This is a genomic window from Aestuariivita sp. (genome assembly GCF_049276915.1).
Lineage (GTDB): Bacteria > Pseudomonadota > Alphaproteobacteria > Rhodobacterales > Rhodobacteraceae > Aestuariivita.
In genome coordinates, this window is record NZ_JBASXK010000031.1 from 37,648 (window position 1) to 57,957 (window position 20,310).

The 20,310-nt window shown below is 59.7% G+C and carries 16 protein-coding genes; 6 read left to right on the top strand and 10 right to left on the bottom strand.

The genetic code is table 11. The features are described from left to right. The first annotated feature begins 72 nt into the window (after window positions 1–72). The 4 genes from ilvD to WAO69_RS03085 all read left to right on the top strand — a co-directional run bounded on the left by ilvD (window position 73) and on the right by WAO69_RS03085 (window position 3,664). Window positions 73–1,836: a dihydroxy-acid dehydratase gene (ilvD, locus tag WAO69_RS03070; RefSeq protein ID WP_422176576.1), complete on the top strand. Its 1,764-nt coding sequence runs from the start codon at window positions 73–75 to the stop codon at window positions 1,834–1,836. Further along, window positions 1,817–2,401, top strand: coding sequence for a hypothetical protein (locus WAO69_RS03075; protein ID WP_422176577.1), 585 nt, complete (start codon window positions 1,817–1,819; stop codon window positions 2,399–2,401). The genes ilvD and WAO69_RS03075 overlap by 20 nt, the downstream gene beginning before the upstream one ends. A gap of 101 nt (window positions 2,402–2,502) precedes the next feature. Further along, window positions 2,503–3,276, top strand: coding sequence for a DUF6478 family protein (locus WAO69_RS03080; RefSeq protein WP_422176578.1), 774 nt, complete (start codon window positions 2,503–2,505; stop codon window positions 3,274–3,276). 10 nt (window positions 3,277–3,286) lie between these two features. Continuing rightward, complete coding sequence (locus tag WAO69_RS03085; RefSeq protein ID WP_422176579.1) at window positions 3,287–3,664, top strand: hypothetical protein; 378 nt, start codon at window positions 3,287–3,289, stop codon at window positions 3,662–3,664. Here the strand turns inward: WAO69_RS03085 and WAO69_RS03090 are convergent. From WAO69_RS03090 to WAO69_RS03120, 7 genes are all read right to left on the bottom strand, one after another. Continuing rightward, entirely contained in the window at window positions 3,661–5,439 is a 1,779-nt protein-coding gene (locus WAO69_RS03090; protein ID WP_422176580.1) for a TRAP transporter permease, read from the bottom strand. The two genes, WAO69_RS03085 and WAO69_RS03090, sit on opposite strands and share 4 nt — an antisense overlap. Window positions 5,440–5,509: 70 nt before the next feature. Beyond that, on the bottom strand, window positions 5,510–6,466 hold the full coding sequence (locus tag WAO69_RS03095) for a TAXI family TRAP transporter solute-binding subunit (RefSeq protein ID WP_422176581.1): 957 nt from the start codon (window positions 6,464–6,466) through the stop codon (window positions 5,510–5,512). 232 nt (window positions 6,467–6,698) lie between these two features. Beyond that, window positions 6,699–8,039 carry a S41 family peptidase gene (locus WAO69_RS03100; protein WP_422176582.1) on the bottom strand — a complete coding sequence of 447 codons (1,341 nt, stop codon included), beginning with the start codon at window positions 8,037–8,039 and terminating at the stop codon, window positions 6,699–6,701. Between the two features lie 7 nt (window positions 8,040–8,046). Further along, window positions 8,047–9,177 (bottom strand): murein hydrolase activator EnvC family protein, encoded by a 1,131-nt coding sequence (locus WAO69_RS03105; RefSeq protein ID WP_422176583.1) that lies wholly within the window; start codon window positions 9,175–9,177, stop codon window positions 8,047–8,049. Next, on the bottom strand, window positions 9,174–10,691 hold the full coding sequence (gene gpmI / locus WAO69_RS03110; protein ID WP_422176584.1) for a 2,3-bisphosphoglycerate-independent phosphoglycerate mutase: 1,518 nt from the start codon (window positions 10,689–10,691) through the stop codon (window positions 9,174–9,176). The genes WAO69_RS03105 and gpmI overlap by 4 nt, the downstream gene beginning before the upstream one ends. A gap of 173 nt (window positions 10,692–10,864) precedes the next feature. Continuing rightward, on the bottom strand, window positions 10,865–13,837 hold the full coding sequence (locus WAO69_RS03115) for an error-prone DNA polymerase (RefSeq protein ID WP_422176585.1): 2,973 nt from the start codon (window positions 13,835–13,837) through the stop codon (window positions 10,865–10,867). A gap of 86 nt (window positions 13,838–13,923) precedes the next feature. Next, window positions 13,924–14,859, bottom strand: a complete 936-nt coding sequence (locus WAO69_RS03120) for an ABC transporter ATP-binding protein (RefSeq protein ID WP_422176586.1) — start codon at window positions 14,857–14,859, stop codon at window positions 13,924–13,926. Between the two features lie 86 nt (window positions 14,860–14,945). Between WAO69_RS03120 and WAO69_RS03125 the strand changes: the two genes are divergently transcribed. Together WAO69_RS03125 and polA are read left to right on the top strand one after the other, a co-directional pair. Beyond that, a complete protein-coding gene (locus tag WAO69_RS03125; RefSeq protein ID WP_422176587.1) occupies window positions 14,946–15,125 on the top strand; it encodes a zinc-finger domain-containing protein in 180 nt (59 codons plus the stop codon). A gap of 131 nt (window positions 15,126–15,256) precedes the next feature. After that, on the top strand, window positions 15,257–18,058 hold the full coding sequence (gene polA / locus WAO69_RS03130; protein ID WP_422176588.1) for a DNA polymerase I: 2,802 nt from the start codon (window positions 15,257–15,259) through the stop codon (window positions 18,056–18,058). 79 nt (window positions 18,059–18,137) lie between these two features. On the opposite strand, the gene WAO69_RS03135 is transcribed toward polA, so the two are convergent. From WAO69_RS03135 to WAO69_RS03145, 3 genes are all read right to left on the bottom strand, one after another. Further along, window positions 18,138–19,250, bottom strand: a complete 1,113-nt coding sequence (locus tag WAO69_RS03135) for a THUMP domain-containing class I SAM-dependent RNA methyltransferase (RefSeq protein ID WP_422176589.1) — start codon at window positions 19,248–19,250, stop codon at window positions 18,138–18,140. Window positions 19,251–19,300: 50 nt separating this feature from the next. After that, entirely contained in the window at window positions 19,301–19,528 is a 228-nt protein-coding gene (locus tag WAO69_RS03140; RefSeq protein ID WP_422176590.1) for a DUF2798 domain-containing protein, read from the bottom strand. A 133-nt stretch (window positions 19,529–19,661) separates the two neighbouring features. Beyond that, complete coding sequence (locus WAO69_RS03145) at window positions 19,662–20,243, bottom strand: DUF1285 domain-containing protein (RefSeq protein WP_422176591.1); 582 nt, start codon at window positions 20,241–20,243, stop codon at window positions 19,662–19,664. Between the last annotated feature and the right edge of the window lie 67 nt (window positions 20,244–20,310).

The window sequence follows — 20,310 nt, forward strand, 5'->3', positions numbered from 1 at the left end:
ACTCCTTGGCTCTTGCGGGCGCATTTCGGCATCGCTATTGCCATGGAGACGACTGATTTTCGGGAGGTTTCCATGCTCAAGCGCAAATTCGACAAATCCAAACTGCCCAGCCGACATGTGACCGAAGGGCCGGAACGCGCGCCGCACCGGTCGTATTATTATGCGATGGGCATGACCGAAGAGGAAATCCATCAACCGCTTGTTGGTGTGGCGACCTGCTGGAACGAAGCCGCGCCTTGCAACATCGCGCTGAACCGTCAGGCGCAGTCGGTGAAGAAGGGCGTAGCGGAAGCGGCGGGCACCCCGCGCGAGTTCACCACCATCACCGTGACCGACGGGATCGCTATGGGGCATGAGGGCATGCGGTCCTCGCTGCCCTCACGCGAGGCGATCGCGGATACGGTCGAACTGACGATGCGCGGGCATTGCTATGACGCGATCGTGGGTCTGGCGGGATGTGACAAGTCGCTGCCGGGCATGATGATGGCCATGGTGCGGCTGAACGTGCCGTCCGTCTTCATCTATGGCGGGTCGATCCTGCCGGGCCGCGCACCGCGCGTCGGGGATGTGCCGGAAGAATATCTCGACCGCGATCTCACCGTTCAGGACATGTTCGAGGCCGTGGGCAAACACCAGAACAACATGCTGTCCGATGCGGCCCTTGACGTGCTTGAACGCGTGGCCTGCCCCAGCGCGGGTGCCTGTGGCGGTCAGTTCACCGCCAACACCATGGCCTGCGTATCCGAAGCGATCGGGCTGGCGCTGTTCAATTCGTCGGGCATGCCCGCGCCTTATGAAAGCCGCGACCAGTATGGCGAGGCATCGGGCCGCGCGGTGATGGACCTGATCGAAAAGAACATACGCGCGCGCGATGTCGTGACGCTGAAGGCGCTTCAGAACGCCGCCCGCGTCGTGGCCTGCACCGGCGGATCGACCAATGCCGGTCTGCACCTGCCTGCCATCGCGCATGAGGCCGGGATCGACTTCTTTCTGGACGATGTCTGCGAAATCTTCCGCGACACTCCCTATTTCGTCGACCTGAAACCGGGTGGGCAATATGTGGCCAAGGATCTCTACGAGGCCGGCGGTGTGCCCGTGGTGATGAGGGAACTGCGCAAGGCGGGCCTGATCCACGAGGAGTGCATCACAGCCAGCGGCAGGACCATCGGCGAGGAACTGGACCTGATCGACCGCGACGCGGACGGCAAGGTGATCTATCCCATCGAGACTCCGATCACCAAGACTGGCGGTGTCGTGGGCCTGAAGGGCAATCTTGCCCCCGAGGGAGCGATCGTGAAAGTCGCCGGTATCTCGGCCGAGGATCAGGTCTTCACCGGCCCGGCCAATGTGTTCGAATGCGAACAGGACGCCTTTGAGGCGGTCCAGAAGCGCGCCTACAAGGAAGGCGACGTGATCGTGATCCGCAACGAGGGCCCGTCAGGCGGGCCGGGCATGCGCGAGATGCTGGCGACCACGGCGGCATTGTCGGGTCAGGGCATGGGCAAGAAGGTTGCCCTGATCACCGACGGGCGGTTCTCGGGCGCGACGCGCGGGTTTTGCGTGGGCCATGTGGGCCCCGAGGCCGCCAAGGGCGGGCCCATCGGGATGCTGAAGAATGGCGACATGATCACCATCAACGCGGTCACGGGTGAATTGTCGGTCGATCTGAGCGACGACGAACTGGCGCAGCGCCGGGCCGCATGGCCGGGCCCGCGCACGTCGATCTATACATCAGGCGCAATCTGGAAATACGCGCAGCTGGTCGGTGACACCTACAAGGGGGCTGTCACCCATCCCGGGGCCAAGGCCGAAAAGCATGAGTATATGGAACTTTAAGGCCCATATCCTTGCCCTGCCCGCCGTTCTGGTGCTTGCCGCCTGCGACGAGCTCCCCCAGACAACCGGGGGCGGCGGGGCCAAGGCGCTGACTCAGGCAAGCCTGTCTGAGAACAGTATCCGTTTGGCAGCCCCAAACGGATACTGCATTGACCGGCGCAGCCTGCGCGACAGGTTTGCCCTGCTTGGGCGATGCGATACACTTGGTGTGATCGGAACATTCGCGGCTGTGGAACTGGCGATCATCACGGTCTCGACAGTGCCCGTCACCCCCGAGTCGGCAACGCCAAGCGCAGCCGCAATGGCGGCGACCAAGGGCCAGAGCAATGTGGTCAAAACCGTCAGCCAGGATGGGTTGCAGTTCTTTCAACTCAAAGGTGGCGGCGAACAGGTCGAGGGCGTGAATGATCTGTATTGGCGCACAGCCTTTGTTTTGAACGGCCAACTCGTCAGCATCGCACTTTATGCACCCAGCGAGAGCGGGGCGGTCGGCCCTGAAGGGGCGCGCATTCTGGAAGGCATCGTCTATGCCACGCGCACGGCAACAGAGGGCATCAGCATTTAGACTGCGGCTGGAAAGCGCGGAGTGATTCTTTTTGACTGTTTATTTTTGGGAAATTCTTGTCATGGATTGTCTCCAAAGCGGAAACGATTGTATCTAACGACATGGCATTTCAATTCGGCTCAGTCATGGATCGGTTCATCCAGAACGGCGCACTCCGGTGGTGGCGCCGCGCTGCCCGGCATGCACGGGATGCGGATCTTGTATCTTTGCGCCGATACCGCCAGCGGGCACGCCAGCTGCGCACCCTGCTGAACGAAGTCATCCATTCAGCTGATGAACGCCTTGCCCTGCCCATGGTCGGGTCGGATTCCTTCCCAAAACCCTTCGGGACCGACTGGGCCTGGCGCCCTGAGCTTTGGCGGGGGCCGTTGCCGATTCCGGGGATTTCTTCGGTACAGACCAAATCAAAACTGGGCGATAAGGTGACGCTGTTTCATGACTGCGCCCATTCGGAACTGACCCTACGCCAGCTGCGCAATCTGCGAGAGGCCGATCTGGCCCCTTATGGGTTGCGCATGGACGTGTTCAAATTCGACGGATCGTTCCTGTCGCTGGTGGTTGATTTACCCAAAGCCTCGATCGCGGGCATCCGGAAAGATCACGTCATTCGCATCGACACCATTGTCGAGGTCGAGAAAGGGATCGAGATCTTTGCAAGGCTCAACATCAAGCATGGGCCGAACACGGAACAATTCGTGCGCGAACTCCCCCTGAATGAAGAGAAGGTCATGGTCGAGTTCGATCTCGCCTACTCGAACCTGAATGAAAAGCGTGTCGAACGCGCCTGGCTGGATCTGATCTTTGAGGGCCCGGAAATGAACCAGGTGATCCTGCGTGATCTGACCTTCTCGCGCCGCTTGCGCGCATCGATATGAGGCCCTGCAGATGAGCCATTTTGAACTGACCAAAATCCGAATGGCCAATGGTGTGTGGGAAGATATCCTGACACGCGCCGAAGGCGTGACAGGCAACCCGGATGTGCGGTTGTTGCACATGGACACGCCGGTTGCCGGGGTCAAGGTGACGCCATATGCGGATACCGGGACATGGGTGCTGAGCATACCTGTCCCGCAGGAAGCGATTGCCGATGGCGTGCACAGTTTCACGATTTTCGACAAGTCGGATGACAGCAAGCTGGGGCATTTCACCCTGCTTGCCGGTGAGGCTGTTGCGGATGATATCCGCAGTGAGATGGAACTGCTGCGCGCTGAGCTGGATATGCTCAAGCGTGCCTTTCGCAGGCATTGCCTGGAAACGACCTAGACCGGCGCAAAGATCACTGCGAACCCCGCGGCACACAGGCCCAGCGTCGAGAGCGGCGCGCGCATGGCAATCAGTCCGTATGAGATCAGCCCCAGACCCACACCGACCCTGAGGAATGCAATCAATGCACCGACGGGTTCATCTATCAGGCGGATGAGGTCCGGATTGGCGATCATCCCCATCGGGATGACGTAGAGCCCCACGCCCAGCGCCATGGCCGTCACCGCAACACGCAACCAGTTTTCCCGCACCATGCCCGAGGCAATGAACACAGCGCCACAAACCGGCGGGGTGATCGTCGACAACAACGCATACCAGAAGACGAAAAGATGCGCCTGCAGGGGTTCAAGGCCCAACTGGATCAACGCCGGACCCGCGACAGACACGCAGATCACATAGGCCGCTGTCGTGGGCACTTCCATGCCCAGCACAAGACAGGCCAGCGCGGTGAGCAGCAATGCAGGCCAGAGCATACCGCCTGCTCCGGACAGGATCAGCGAGGTGATCTTGACGCCCAACCCGGTCACCGAAAGGACACCAATGATGATGGATGCACATAGAATGATCGAAGCGATCAGGGAGACCTGACGCGCCGCGGTAAGCAACGCCATCTCATAGCGCTCCCATGTTGCGCGCAGATCAACCTTGAGCGTGCGATCAAGGAACAGCAAAACCGCGCCGGCGAGGATGGCCAGGCATGCCGCATATTGCGGCGTGACCTTCAGACCGAACATGCCCCACAGCAGCACCGCAAACGGCACGAGGAAAAAGGCCGATGTGATGATCACATCCTTGAGGCCGGGCTGATCCTTGGCCTCGATACCCTTGAGATCGGTGGTGCGCGCATAGGCATTGATGCCAACCCAGACCGCAAGGAAATACAGGATCGCGGGCAGGATCGCGGCTGCCATGATGCCGGTATAGGGAACGCCCGTCAGTTCAACCATGACGAAGGCCCCAGCCCCCATCAGCGGCGGCATGATCTGCCCGCCGGACGAGGCCACGGCCTCGACCGCGCCAGCAAGGCGCTTGGGATAGCCGAGTTTCATCATGGCCGGCAACGTGATGGCACCTGTCGAGGCCACATTGGCCGAGGCAGAGCCGGAGATGGAACCGAACAGCGCCGAGGAGATGACCGAGACCTTGGCCGCACCACCCGTCAGCCGCCCGGCTGCGGCAGCGGCGACATTCATGAAACCCTGCCCGGCTTCGCCTGCGTTCAAGACCGCGCCGAAGATGACGAATACGGCAACAACGCCGACCGAGACGGCTGTCAGGCTGCCCCATATACCGCCTTCCGCGATTGTCATGGTTCCAAGGAAGCTTTCGAGCGGTGTGCCGGAATGCCCGAATTCGCCGGGAATATGCTGACCCAGAAGCGCATAGGCCAGCGCCAGAGCCGACACGATGGGCAATGGCCAGCCAATGGCACGGCGTGCGGCTTCGATCACGCAGACCAAAAGCACAACGGCCACGGCCATCTGGAAATTGTCTTCGATGAATCCGTATTGATCACTCAGCGCGTCGTGGTTCCATGCAATCCAGACGGCGGCGGAAATACCAAAGGCAGCAAACACCGTTCCCGAGATCAATTGCGCCCGGTTTGCTGCCGCAAAGATGAAAATCCACGGAAGTACCAGCGCCATATGCAGCGGCCGCGCGACAAGATTGGGCACCAGCCCCCAGAAGATCAGGCCGATGTGATACGCGACCAGAACAATGGCCAGAACAAGCCAGAGCGGTTTCCAGCGGATCGGAAGATCGTCTTGCAACATGGCTCTCTGCCCCGGTGACATGGAAAAGGCCGGGCAGAACAGCCCGGCCTTGCCCGAAGAGTTCGGTGTTTTACATCTGAGAATCGGTCAGGGACATACCCGCTTCTTTGTAAAAGCGGATAGCGCCGGGATGGAGCTTGCCTTGGATGTTTGACATCAGGCTCTCATCCACGCCGTTCCACCAAGGGGCGGCCTCGGCCATTGATCCTTTGCCCTCCCAGAAGGTCTTGGTCAGCTGATAGGCCGTTTCCTCATCCATTTTGGTGGTGGTGTAGGCAACAACCGGAAGCGAAGTCGTCACGATGTCTTCATCCTGCCCGGCATAAGTCCCTGCGGGAATAATCAGACGCGCGCGCTTGGTCTGGGCGATCTGCTCGTCGTTCAGCGACAGAACATTTACATCCATTGAAGCGGCAGCTTCGATCACGTTCGGGGCCGGGAAGGAACCCGCCGTGACAAAGGCGTCGATCTGGCCGTTCTTGAGCGCTGGAACCGCGTTGGACAGTTCGACTTCGGCAAGGGTGACTTTGCCTTCCAGACCAAAGAGGCCAAGATATTTCTCGCCTTCGGTTGCTCCGAATGATCCTTTGCCCAGCAGCACGGTTTTGCCTTCAAGATCCGCGAAACTCTCGATGCCCGCATCCGCGCGGGTCACGAAGTGCATGGTCAGCGATGGAATCGGGAACAGGGCGCGGATCTCGTCAAATGCCGGATCCCCCTTGCCTTCGAACATCGCCTTGCCGCCCTGAGCCAGCCCGACCAGTGCAGGAGGTGTGGTAAAGACGTAATCGCCGCCACGTGCTTTGACTTCCATCACGTTCTGGACCGATCCTTGGCTTTCTTCGACGGTAACGATGATCGAACCGTCTGAACCGGCCTTCATGGCTTCGGCGATCTGCACAGCCATCTGGTAATAGGACGAGCCGGTTTTGGCCGATTTGTAAGTGACGCGGGTTTCCGCAATCGCAGATGTTCCCGCAAGCCCGATGATCGCAGCAGCAAGCGCCGCGCGCGCAAAAAATTTCATAGTGTTTCCTCCCGTTGATGACGGATGTTCGCGTCCAGTCGCGCAAGACTATGCAGGCGAAACAAGCAGTTGAAAAGCCCTTGCAGATCTTGACAGCGGCCTGACGGCTTACAACGGTTTGGAGGTGCGACGCGGTCGGTTGGCTGGTGCCAGAATGATGCAGATGACCGGCAAACGCAAAACGCGCGGCTCATTCACGAACCGCGCGCTTGGGGTGTCAGATCTGCTTAGATCAATCGGCGCGATTGATCGCGGAAAGCCCGGTCAGAATATCAATGGCATAGGCCAGTTGGTAATCCTCTTCGCGCAGGGCGGCCGCTGCGTCAGCCTTTTCGCGATCCGCCTCGATCTGGCGGATCTCATCTTCGCTCAGGCTGTCATTGTTCAGACGACCCCGCAGATCGGCCTCGGATCGGCTGCGGTTTGCGGCGCTGCCCTCGTCTTCTTCCTCGGCGTTGACGGCACGGCGCGGCTGTTCGACCACGATGTTGGGAGACACGCCCAACGCCTGAATGGACCGACCAGAGGGCGTGTAATAGCGCGCTGTCGTCAGACGCATCGCGCCATCACCGCGCAAAGGCATGACCGTCTGGACCGACCCTTTGCCAAAGCTTTTGGTGCCGACAACAATCGCACGTTGATGATCCTGCAAGGCACCTGCCACGATCTCGGAGGCCGAGGCCGAGCCACCATTGATCAGCACCACGATAGGTTTGCCTTCCGCCAGATCTCCGGGCGTCGCGTTGAAGCGCTCGCCATCTTCGGGGGCCCGACCGCGTGTCGAGACGATCTCGCCCTTTTCAAGGAATGCATCCGAGACCTTGATCGCCTGCGTCAGCAACCCGCCGGGGTTGTTGCGCAGATCCAGAACGATGCCGTTGATCGCGTCCATGCCGCCCGCAGCTTCGATCTGTTCCTTCAGACCGGCTTCGAGATTGGGCATGGTCTGGTCATTGAACGTGGTCACACGCAGCACGACCGTATCCCCTTGAAGGCGCGTGCGCACGGCAGTCAGCTTGATCGTGTCTCGGATGATGGAAACGTCGAATGGCTCGGGTTCGCCCTCGCGCACAACGGTAATGATGATCTCGGACCCAACCGGGCCGCGCATCAGATCGACCGCCTCATCCAGCGTCAGCCCCAGCACGCTGTCTCCATCGACATGGGTGATGAAGTCACCGGCTTCCATGCCCGCCTCATCGGCAGGTGTCCCGTCGATGGGAGAGACGACCTTCACAAAGCCTTCTTCCTGAGTGACTTCGATGCCGAGGCCGCCAAACTCTCCGCGCGTCTGCACCCGCATCTGAGCCGCATCGTCCGGGGACAGATAGCTGGAGTGAGGATCAAGCGATGTGAGCATGCCGTCAATCGCGGCTTCGATCAGATCCGCCGCATCGACCTCTTCGACATATTGGGCGCGAATGCGCTCGAAGATGTCACCGAAAAGATCCAGCTGTTCGTAAACCGAGCTGTTGCGCGCGTTTTCCTGCGCCAGCAGCGGGCCTGCAACCTGAGTCGTGGCAAGGGCCCCGGCAACGATTCCGGCAAATGCAACTATGATAGCGTTTTTCATGTGTGGTTTATCCATCCTTGTCGGTTCGGAACCATATTTCAGGATCCACGGGGGCAGAGCCCTCTCTCACTTCTATATAGAGCGTTTCTGGCCGGTCTGTTCCAGTGCCCTCACCGCTTGTTGACAGAATTGTGCCAATTTCCGGGTCTTCTCCGCCCATCAGACCGACAGGTGCCCCCTCCGGGATGACCAAACCCGCTTCTCCATAGACCTCAGAGAGGCCTGAAAGCACAAATAGCGTATCTGCCTGAGGTTCAAGTATCACCACATTTCCCAGATCCAGAAGCGGCCCGAGATAACGAATCGTTGCAGGTGTCGGGCTGGTAACCAATGCACGCGGGCGCGTGGCCAGCAAAATACCCGGCCGCGTGATACCCGCAGCATCCGCTTGGCCTGCGCGACGCAGCAACACCCCTTGCACCGGAAGCGGAATCTGGCCTTTGCGCGCGTTGATATCTGACGAGATCGGCGCGATCTCATCTCCGGCCATATTCCCCAACCCGCTGGCAAAGCCTTCCAATGTCTCGGTCGAGGAAATCAGAATGGCCGTGCGCACCGGATCTTCGGTAAAGCGGCGCGGCAGGTCTGTGCGGTCGGCCACGGCCTGGCTGAGCTCGGCCCGGGCTCCCTGAACACCCTTGAGACCTTGCTCAAGTGTACGGGCAGCCGATTGCTGAAGCAGGCGCAGGGTCTGAACCTCTTCGAGATCGCGGCGCAGTTGGGCGGCGCGCGCATTCAGCGCCGGAGCAACATCAGCCAGCATCATGCCTGCGCGCGCGCTACCCTGCGGCCCGTTGGGATGCACCATGAGCACAGGCGCAGGAGCCCCGCCGATGATTTGCAATATCCCCAGCAGCTCGGCGATTTCCGCTTCGCGCGCCTCCAACTGGCGCTGCAACTGACTTTCGCGCAGCGTCGCCTGCCGCAGTCCGTCGCGCATCGCGGTCAATCCGGATTCATAGGCTTGCACCGTGAGGGTCAGGGCCCGAACGCGATCCCGGGCACTCGATGCCTCATGCAGGGCAATCGCGGCCTCTTCAAGCTGCGTGGCGGCCGAACGCGCAGCTTGCGCCGGATCATCCAGGGCAAAGGCTGGCACGGCACAGACAAGACAACAGATGGCTGCAAGAACCCTCATGCCAAAAGGTTTTCTCCCGTCATCTCGGCGGGCTTTTCCAGCCCCATGAGCGCAAGAACCGTTGGCGCAAGGTCTGAAAGACGGCCGTCACGCAGGCGGGCACCCTCGGGTCCGCCGACAAGGGCCACCGGAACCGGATTGAGAGTATGCGCCGTATGCAGACCACCGGTTTCGGGATCGATCATCATCTCGCAATTGCCATGGTCTGCGGTCACAATCATCGCACCACCCACCTCTTCAAGCGCCGCGATTGCGCGGCCAAGACCTTCATCAACAGCCTCACAGGCCTTGATGGCCGCCGCAAGGTTGCCGGTATGTCCGACCATATCCGGATTGGCAAAATTCACGACAATCATATCATAGCGCTTATGGATTGCCGCGACCAATTCGTCAGTCACCTGAGCGGCGGACATCTCGGGTTGCAGATCATAGGTGGCAACATCAGGCGATTTCGGCATGACGCGGTCTTCCCCGGGTTCGGGCTCTTCCTGACCGCCGTTGAGAAAAAAGGTCACATGGGGATATTTCTCGGTCTCGGCCAGCCGGAACTGGCACCGTCCGTGCTGCGCGACCCAGGAGCCAAGCGTGTTCACGATCTCACGGGACGGGAACACAGTGGTCATGTAAGTGTTATGCACGTCGGAATACTCGACCATGCCCAGAAACCCCGCCAAATCAGGCCGCGGGCCGGTGTCAAAGCCATCAAAGCCCGGCTGGCCAAGGGCGGCCAGGATTTCACGGGCGCGATCGGCGCGGAAGTTCAGGCAAAAGACCCCATCGCCATCCCGCATGCCCTCATAGCCCTGCAGGACGGTGGCACTTATGAACTCGTCCGTTTCGCTATGATTGTAAGCGGCTGTGACCGCGGCGTGGGCGTCTGTCGCGCGGCGTCCCTCGGCCTTGACCATGGCGTCGTAGGCTTCGCGCACGCGACTCCAGCGATTGTCACGATCCAGTGCAAAGTATCGCCCGATCACGGTCACGATACGCGCGCCATCCGGCAGCCTGTCGGTCAGTTCGCCCAGATAGCCATAGGCGGATTTGGGCGCAACATCGCGCCCATCCGTGATCGCATGCAATGCAACGGGAACACCCGCGCGGGTTATGGCCTGTGCTGCTGCGATGATGTGATCGAGATGCCCATGCACCCCCCCATCCGAGCACAGGCCAATCAGATGCGCCGTGCCACCACTGGCTTTCAGCCCGTCGATAAACTCCTCAAGAGCCCGGCTTTCGAAAAAGCTGCCGTCCTCGATCGCCAGATCAATCTGGCCAAGATCCATGGCGACCACTCGCCCGGCCCCGATATTGGTATGCCCGACCTCTGAATTGCCCATCTGTCCGCGCGGCAAACCGACATCCGGTCCGTGAGTGATCAGGCGCGCATGGGGCCCTTTGGACATGATCAGGTCAAAGTTCGGCGTTTTCGCCAGCAAGGGCGCGTTTGCCATTGTGCTGTCAGACAGACCCCAGCCATCCAGAATACAAAGGACAACAGGTTTCGGGATATGCATGAGGTGGCTCCGCTCAGGTTTGATGCCTTCTACCCTGCGTATGCGCCGGGGTGAACCCCGCGTGACGATCCGTCTGATCACACTCCATTGCTTCTTCTTGCTGCAAATACGGAAACCGGAACGATGACCTGAGGCCATAGGCTGCAGAACAGGCGCACAGGCGACAAAGTCGATCAGTCGGGATTACCGCGCGTATAGCTGATTTTCGAGAGATCAGGAGCAGGTCGCCCTCCGGTCATCACAGGCAGGCGCGCACCCTGAGGTGTCAGGACATGTCGCAGCAAGGCAACCGGGTGCGATCTGAGCGACAGGCGGGTTGAGACATAATCCTCCACCACCTCTTCGCCAAGCCACATCCGGGGCAGGCAGGCCGCAGGCTCATCAATCCCTTCGCCATCCATATCCCCTGCAAACAAGGGCAGAGGTTTTGCCGATGCAATCGCCTTGGCCTCCCACAAGGCCTCACGTCGCGACAGATCAAGTGCGGCAAACACATCCGCCTCGGCCAGACGCTCCAGCACTTTCGCGCCCAGACCCGCACGCCGCCACACATCCTGCACCGTCCGATAGCCATTGCCACGCGCTCCGGTGAGCCAGGTGGCCTCCTCTTCGGACAGCCCCTTGATCTGACGCAGCCCCAGGCGCAACGCCAGCCCTCCCTGCCCGTCCGGCTCCATCACATTATCCCAAAAGCTGGCATTGATGCAGATCGCAAGCACCTTGACCCCATGTTCGCGCGCGTCCCGCACGATCTGCGCAGGGGCATAAAACCCCATGGGCTGAGAATTCAGCAACGCGCAGGCAAAGATGCCAGGATGGTGGCATTTGATCCAGGCGCTCGCATAGACCAGAAGCGCAAAAGAGGCCGCGTGGCTTTCGGGAAACCCGTAAGAACCAAAGCCTTCGATCTGGGAAAAACAACGCTCGGCAAAATCATCATCATAGCCGTTTTTCTTCATGCCCTTCAGGAAAAGCGCGCGAAATTCGCTGACACTGCCATGTTTCTTGAACGTCGCCAGTGATCGGCGCAGCCGATCCGCCTGGTCCGGGGTAAAGCCTGCGCCGACGATGGCGATCTGCATCGCCTGTTCCTGAAAAAGCGGCACACCCAGTGTCTTGCCCAATACCTCGCCCAGTTCATCCGAGGGAAAGCTGACCTGCTCTTCTCCGTTGCGGCGCCGAATATAGGGATGCACCATATCGCCCTGAATGGGCCCCGGCCGGATGATCGCGACCTCGATCACAAGATCATAGAAATTGCGCGGGCGCATGCGCGGCAGAAAGTTCATCTGCGCGCGGCTTTCCACCTGAAAAACGCCAATGCTGTCAGCTTCGCAAAGCATATCATAGACCACCGGGTCTTCGGGCGGCAGCGTGGCCAGCGAATACTGCAACTGGTGATGTTTCTTGAGCAGATCAAAGCTTTTGCGAATACACGACAGCATTCCAAGGCTCAGCACATCGACCTTGAGGATACCCAGCGTATCGATATCGTCCTTGTCCCAGCAGATGACGGTGCGGTTTTCCATCGTGGCGTTCTCAATCGGGACAAGTTCGTCCAGGCGGCCTTCCGTTATCACGAACCCGCCCACATGCTGGGACAGGTGGCGGGGGAATCCGTTTATGTCATGCACCAAAGCCAAGGTCTGGATCAGGCGCGGGTCGGTTGGATCAAGACCGATCTCGGCCATACGTTCGGCTTCGATCCCCTTGGTCGAGAAGAACCCCCAAAGCTGAGAGGACAGGCCGCTGATCGTATCTTCGGTCAGGCCCATGGCGCGCCCCACTTCGCGGATCGCGCGTTTGCCGCGGTAATGCACCACCGTCGCGCACAGGCCTGCACGATGACGGCCATAGCGCTCATAGATCCACTGGATCACCTCTTCGCGCCGCTCGTGTTCGAAATCCACGTCGATATCAGGCGGTTCATCGCGCGCCTCGCTGACGAACCGCTCAAAGACCATCGTGCCGATCTCGGGGCTGACAGAGGTGACGCCAAGACAATAACAGACCACTGAATTGGCCGCCGATCCACGGCCCTGACACAGGATGTTACGGGACCGCGCAAAGGTCACCACATCGCGCACGGTCAGGAAATATGGCTCATAGGCCAGCTTGCCGATCAGGGCCAACTCATGCTCCAGCAGCTTGATGACCTTGTCCGTTGCGCCGTTCGGATAGCGCCATTCAAGCCCCTCATAGGCCAATCGGCGCAGGCGCTTGGCAGGTGTCTCACCCTCGGCAACCTCATGGGGATATTCATAGCGCAACTCATCCAGGGAAAAGCTCAGGCGCTGACCAAGCTCATGCGCGCGCGCGACCGCATCTTCATGGCCCGCAAAGATGTGACGCATCTCGGCTTCGGATCGCAGGCGCTGTTCGCCATTGGCAAGGGCCGCGCGCCCCAGATCGTCAACACGGCAGCCCAGGCGGATCGCGCTGAGCACATCGGCCAGACGGCGGCGGTTTGAGCGGTGCATGCGGGGGGCCGCACTGGCCAGCGTGGGCAGACCCAGTTCTCCCGCCTGTCGGGTCAGTTCCTCAAAGCGCACCCCGTCCCGGCTATCATACATCGGGGCCAGCCCCAGATGCATACGACCCGCGAAATGGGGAGCAAGCCGGGACAAAAGCGCGCCCCAGCCGCCGCAGTCATGTGACCATCCCTGATCGCTGGGCCACAGGATAAGCTGCACTGCATCGCAAAACTCGCAGAGATCCTTGAGTGTCAGGTCGCACCCGCCCTTTTCAGCCCTGAGCTTGCCGCGCGTCAGGATTCGGCAAAGGCTGGCCCAACCCGCACGCGTTTCCGGCAAAACCGTGACAGGCGGCGCATCGGCAAAGGTAAGCCGCGCGGCCGGGATCAACCGGGGTGTGGCGTAGATCGGAAAACTTGGAGGGGCGGGGATATGCGCGGGGCGCGGCGGACCAATAAGACCATGCATGCGGTCCCAGTCGCGCCGTTCATCCACAAGACGGGCAATCTCACGCGCCTGGGTATGAGCGCGAACGATGCCTGCGACGCTGTTTTCATCCGCAATGGCAATGGCGCTGAGATCAAGCTCAACGGCACGCGCCATATACTCCTCGGGGTGGGACGCCCCGGTGAGAAAAGAGAAATTGGAGGTGATGGACAATTCGCAATACATGGCAGACCACCATTATATTCACGTTTTGTTCTTTTTCGAGTCAGAAGCGCATTTTTCGCGAAATCTTTCCGGTGTCGGGCTGGGGTTCAGTCCTGTCGTGACGCGGTCAATGCGAGGAAGACATCCTGCAGATGCGGCTCTTCACTGCGCAGATCACGGATCGAGATTCCCGAAGCGCGCACGAAATCCAGCACCTGTTCCGCGCTCGTCACCTGACGGCGATAGGTCAGCGCCAAAGAGCCATCCACCCGCAATTCGGTTTCGATCCCCTTGGTCCGGGGGGCCTCGATCAACGGGGTTTCGGGATGGACCACAAGGGTTTTCGCATCCAGCCGCTCCAACAGATTCGCAGTGCTGTCGCGCGCCACAAGATCACCATGGTCGATGATGGCGATTTCGTCACACATCTCCTCAGCCTCTTCAAGGTAATGGGTCGTCAGAATGATTGTCATCCCATCGCGATTGAGCTGACGGATGTTCTGCCACAACATCTGGCGCAATTCGATATCCACGCCTGCCGTGGGTTCATCCAGCACCAGGACATGTGGGCGATGTACCAATGCCTTGGCCAGAAGCAGCCTGCGGCGCATGCCCCCGGAAAGCGTGCGGGCATAGGCATCGGCCTTGTCCTCCAGCCCGACCAGCCGCAGGATATCGTCGCTGTGGCGTTGAGATTTGGGCACGCCGTAAAGCCCTGCCTGCACCTCCAGAGCCCCACGCGGCGAAAAGAAAGGATCAAGGTTCAGCTCCTGCGGCATGACACCGATCGACGCGCGCGACTGGCGCGGATTGATGTCCTGATCAAAGCCCCAGATCTGCACCTTTCCAGCCGTCTTTTTCACCAGCCCTGCCAGAATATTGATCAGCGTGGATTTGCCCGCCCCGTTCGGACCCAGCAATCCAAAAACCGACCCGCGCGGAATCGCCAGATCCACGCCCTTGAGCGCTGTCTTTTCGGGCTCTCCCTTGGAGCCGCGATAGGTCTTGACCAAACCCTCTATGGAGATCGCATCCTGTGTCACGCAGCCTCTTGCCCCTCTATTCTGCTTGGCTCATAAAGCCCCTACTTCAAGACCCCCAGGCACAGCAACCTGAAGGACCTGCAAGCATGAGTATCGAAGCGCCGGAAACCAAGATCGTGGACAGCTTTCGCGTGGCTTGCGACGGTGGTGGAGCTGCGCTGGGTCATCCTCGGGTATGGCTGCAGATTCCGACGGACACCGGCTGGGTCGAATGCCCCTATTGTGACTGCAAATATGTCAATCGCGCGTTCGAAGGGAAAGTGTAAAGCTGTTTCCAGGGCGTTCCGGTCAGGCTGAAACTGCCGGCCGCGACCGTATTTTTTGCAAGAAGAAGCAGGTGGCGTTTCCCCCTTGATGCGTGGCATCTTGCTATCTGCCACATTGGGAGATTAAGCGCATGAGCTTTGGCAAAGGCTGTCATCTGCATCTGATTGATGGATCTGCATTCATCTTTCGCGCCTATCATGCGCTGCCGCCCCTGACGCGCAAATCCGACGATTTGCCCATTGGAGCGGTCAGCGGCTTTTGCAACATGCTGCACCGCTATGTCGAAGGAAACCACGGACCGGACGCCCCGACCCATGTGGCGGTGATCTTTGACAAGGGCAGCCATACGTTTCGCAACGAGATGTATGACCTCTATAAAGCCAACCGGGAAGCCATGCCCGAGGATCTGCGCCCGCAGATACCTCTGACACGAGCGGCCACCGAAGCCTTCAACATCGCCTGCAAGGAGAAAGAGGGGTTTGAGGCCGACGACATCATTGCCACGCTCGCCTGTCAGGCGCGGGATGCGGGTGGCGCAGTGACGATCATCAGTTCGGACAAGGATCTGATGCAACTGGTCGGCGATGGCGTCGAAATGCTGGATGCCATGAAGAACCTGCGGATCGACCGCGAGGGCGTGTTCGAGAAATTCGGCGTTTATCCCGAACGCGTTGTGGATGTACAGGCCCTGGCGGGCGACAGCGTGGATAACGTACCCGGTGCGCCGGGGATCGGGATCAAGACAGCCGCTCTTCTGATCAATGAATTCGGAGATCTGGAAACGCTTCTGGATCGCGCCGGTGAAATCAAGCAGCCCAAGCGCCGCGAGACACTGGTCGAGAACCGCGCGCAGATCGAACTGTCCAAACGTCTGGTGCAACTGGATTGCGATACGCCACTGGATTTCACGCTTGATGATCTTGAGGTGCGCAAGCCCGATCCCGACATTCTGATGGCCTTCCTGGCCGAGATGGAATTCCGCACGCTGACCAAACGCATCGCGGATCAACTGGGCGTCGAGGCTCCGGTGATTTCCGATGCCACGGCCGCGCCGTCGCATGACAGCGCGGGGGCACTGGAGGCTCCGGGTTTTGACGCGGCAAACTATGAGTGCGTGCGCGACGGCGTCACTCTGCAAAGCTGGATCGATCAGATCCGCGCCCGAGGCTGGGTTGCCGTGGATACGGAAACCACCGGCCTGAACGAGATGCTGTGCGATCTGGTCGGCATCTCGCTTTGTGTCGAAGCAGGTCATGCCTGCTATGTCCCGCTGACGCACAAAGCCGGTCAGTCCGACGATCTTTTCGGCTCGGATGCACTGGCCGAAGGGCAAATCGCGCTGAACGAGGCGTTGGCCATGCTGAAGCCGGTTCTGGAGGACGACAGTATCCTCAAGATCGGGCAGAACATGAAATACGACGCCAAGGTCTTTGCCCGTTATGGCATCGATGTCTCGCCGATAGATGATACGATGTTGATGTCCTATGCGCTGCATGGCGGTGAACATGGGCACGGGATGGACACCCTGAGCGAGCGCTATCTCAACCATACGCCGATCCCGATCAAACCGCTGCTTGGCTCCGGAAAGTCGGCGCGCACATTCGACTATGTCCCGATTGACGAGGCCGTAGCCTATGCCGCCGAAGATGCGGATATCACCCTGCGGCTCTGGCAGAGTTTCAAACCTCAGCTTCATCGCAAACAGGTCACCACCGTCTATGAAACGCTGGAACGCCCGATGGTGCCGGTGCTGGCCAGAATGGAGATGGCCGGGATCAAGGTAGATCGCGATACGCTCAGCCGCATGTCCAATGCGTTTGCGCAAAAGATGGCAGGACTCGAGGCAGAAATTCACCAACTGGCAGGGCAAACATTCAATGTGGGCTCACCCAAACAATTGGGCGAAATCCTGTTTGACAAGATGGAACTGGAAGGCGGAAAGCGCGGAAAAACAGGGGCATACGCCACAGGTGCAGATGTTCTCGAGGATCTGGCGACCGAACATGAACTGCCGGCACGCGTGCTTGACTGGCGTCAACTCAGCAAGCTGAAATCGACCTATACAGATGCGCTGCAGGACCACATAAACCCGGATACAGGGCGCGTGCACACGTCATATTCCATTGCCGGGGCATCGACCGGGCGGCTGGCCTCGACCGATCCCAACCTGCAGAACATCCCGATCCGCACCGAAGAAGGCCGCCGCATTCGCGAGGCCTTTGTTGCCGATGAGGGCAAGGTTCTGGTGGCGCTCGATTACTCGCAGATCGAATTGCGCATCCTGGCCCATATCGCCGATATCCCGGCCTTGAAGCAAGCCTTTGCGGACGGGCTCGATATTCACGCGATGACGGCGTCAGAGATGTTCGATGTCCCGCTTGATGAGATGACGCCTGACGTGCGGCGGCGCGCCAAGGCCATCAACTTCGGAGTGATCTACGGCATCTCGGGATTTGGCCTTGCGCGCAATCTGCGCATCCCGCGCGCCGAGGCCCAGGGGTTCATCGACCGATACTTCGAACGTTTCCCCGGCATTCGCACTTACATGGATGACACAAAGGCTTTTGCGAAAGAACATGGCTATGTCCAGACGCTCTTCGGGCGCAAGATCCACACACCCGAGATCAATGCCACAGGCCCCCGTGCCGGCTTTGCACAGCGCGCCGCGATCAACGCGCCCATCCAGGGAACAGCCGCTGATGTGATCCGGCGCGCCATGGTCCGCATGCCCGATGCGATCGCGGACCTTCCGGCCAGAATGCTGTTGCAGGTCCATGACGAGTTGCTCTTTGAAGTTGAAGAACATGCAGCCAGCGACACGATCGCCCGCGCCAAGAACATCATGGAAAGCGCTGCGGACCCAGTCGTGAAACTTGACGTGCGTCTGGTCGTGGATGCCGGGCAAGGAAAAAACTGGGCTGAAGCGCACTGACTCCCCCGCTTCTTTCTGGTCAAAAATACCCAAAAGCACGGTTGCCCAAAACGCCAAAGGCGGGCATTGGCAGACTGACCTACAAGCGCCCTGTCTGAAACAACGTAATCTTGAGACCGCCCAGAGGGACGGGAGGCGCGGGTGCCTTGAACGGCAGGCCGGTTGTTCGCGCCAACCCGGTCTCGGAGGTCACAAGCCCCACGCGCCAGCCGGAAAACCTTGTTTTCAGTACCTTACCCAGTGCCCCGTACAGACCAAACAGAAGCTTCTTGTTTCCGATGCGCGCGCCATAAGGCGGGTTGACGATAACCAGTCCCGGCGGGCCTACGGGTGGGGTCAGATCGCTGATGGGCTGGTAGCCAAAGCGGCACATATCATCGACACCGGCGCGCGTGGCATTTGCCGTGCTCATGCGAATGGCACCCTGATCCCGATCAAAGCCATGACAGATCGTATCGCAGGCGCGCGACGTGCCCGAGTGGCGCATCTCAGTCCAGATTTCCGGGTCAAAGCTGGCCAGATCCTCGAAGGCAAAGCCGCGGCTGCGGCCCGGATAAAGCCCCCGGGCAATCTCGGCCGCCTCGATGACGAATGTGCCCGAGCCGCACATCGGATCAACAACCGGCTCATCGCCCGTATAGCCGCATTGCCGCAGGAAAAGTGACGCTAGTGTTTCGCGCATCGGCGCTTTGCCCACAGCTTCCTTGTGGCCCCGTTTGTGCAGAGACTCTCCGGATGTATCCACGCTGAAGGTGCAGAAGTTATCCTCGATCCGGGCCTTGATCTGGATGGCGGCGTCTTGTGTGACTTGTGCTGCAAAGCTTTCACTCAGCGCCGTTTCAATGCGCTGCCTGGCAGCACCGGCGTGATAGATCTTGGACCTTTTGCAGGTGACCTCGACACGCACCGCACTGCCCGGCCTGAGCACCTCGTCCCAGGCGAACCTTCTTGCGCGTTTATCCAGCTGCGCCAGATGGAAAACCGGGAAGCCGCCAAAGCGCGCAAGCACACGGCCCGCGCCGCGCAGGACCAGATTGGCGCGCCAGACATCGCGCCAGCCGCCGTGAATCAGAACGCCTCCCGGAGTGGCCTGAGGATCGCCAAACCCCGCCTCGCGGACTTCCTCAAGCAGCACGCTCTCCAGTCCCGGAGGCGCTGCAAGGAAGATTTCAAATGTGTCAGCTGCAGTCATGACGCGGGCATAACCCGAATGAAGGAGGCCTACGACAGTTTTCTGAGCCGTCAGTCCTGCCGCGTAATCCGCGCCACGAGACGGCGGGTCAATGGTGCGACGACCAACACGGTGGGAAAGGCCACCAACCAACTGAACACCCATGAAAGCATCCAGGCTCCGAAAACCCCGTCAACAGGGCCAAGCGCCTTTATCGTGGCGATGCCGGATACTACGCAGGACATCAGACCCGAGAGTATCAGGCCAAAAACAACCGGGGCAAAGCGGGCGGGAATCATCGGACATAACTCTGTTCATCTGCTCGGCCAGACTGTGCATCGACAGGCTGGTACTGGCCAGAGCCAAAGCGCAGACAGCCATTTGCAGGATCGCAGCATACGGATGACGATCTCAAGGACCTGTGGTCAAGGGTCAGCTGTCTGCCAGCTCTTCGGAGGGAATGATTGCAAAGAACGCGCCCTGCGACCAGACGCCGAACCAGCCCTCATGATGGGTGCCAAGATCGACGAGACGATAAAAGCTTTTGCGATCGATCAGCGCCTCGAGATTGCTTCGGACAAGCACATAGGGAGACGGTTCCAGGGTCTTGGGATCGCGCTTCACGCGAATCGGCAAGTCCGTTCCTGCGGCAGCCGAGTCGCCCACATTGGTGTGAAATGTCAGAACCTGGTCACGGCCTGTGCCCGATACATCGAAATCCACGGCAACAAACGGCGCATCATCGACCGTGATGCCTACTTTTTCGACGGGCGTGACAAGAAAATATTTGTCACCTTCCCTTTTGAGGATGGATGCGAAGAGTTTTACCAATTCACGCCGCCCAAAGGGCGTTCCAAGGTAAAACCACGTCCCATCTCGCGCAATTCGGATATCCAGGTCTCCACAAAACGGTGGATTCCACAGATGAACAGGGGGCAATCCTTTCGGTTTCGCGGCCCTGACCGAGGCCGCAAGGCCTTCTGCAGAGGGGGTAACGGCTTTTTGTCCGCTCATTGCTTTTGCCATTTCCGTTTCGCGAGATACACTTCCTACATAGAACATATATGACCCGGGAAAGGAT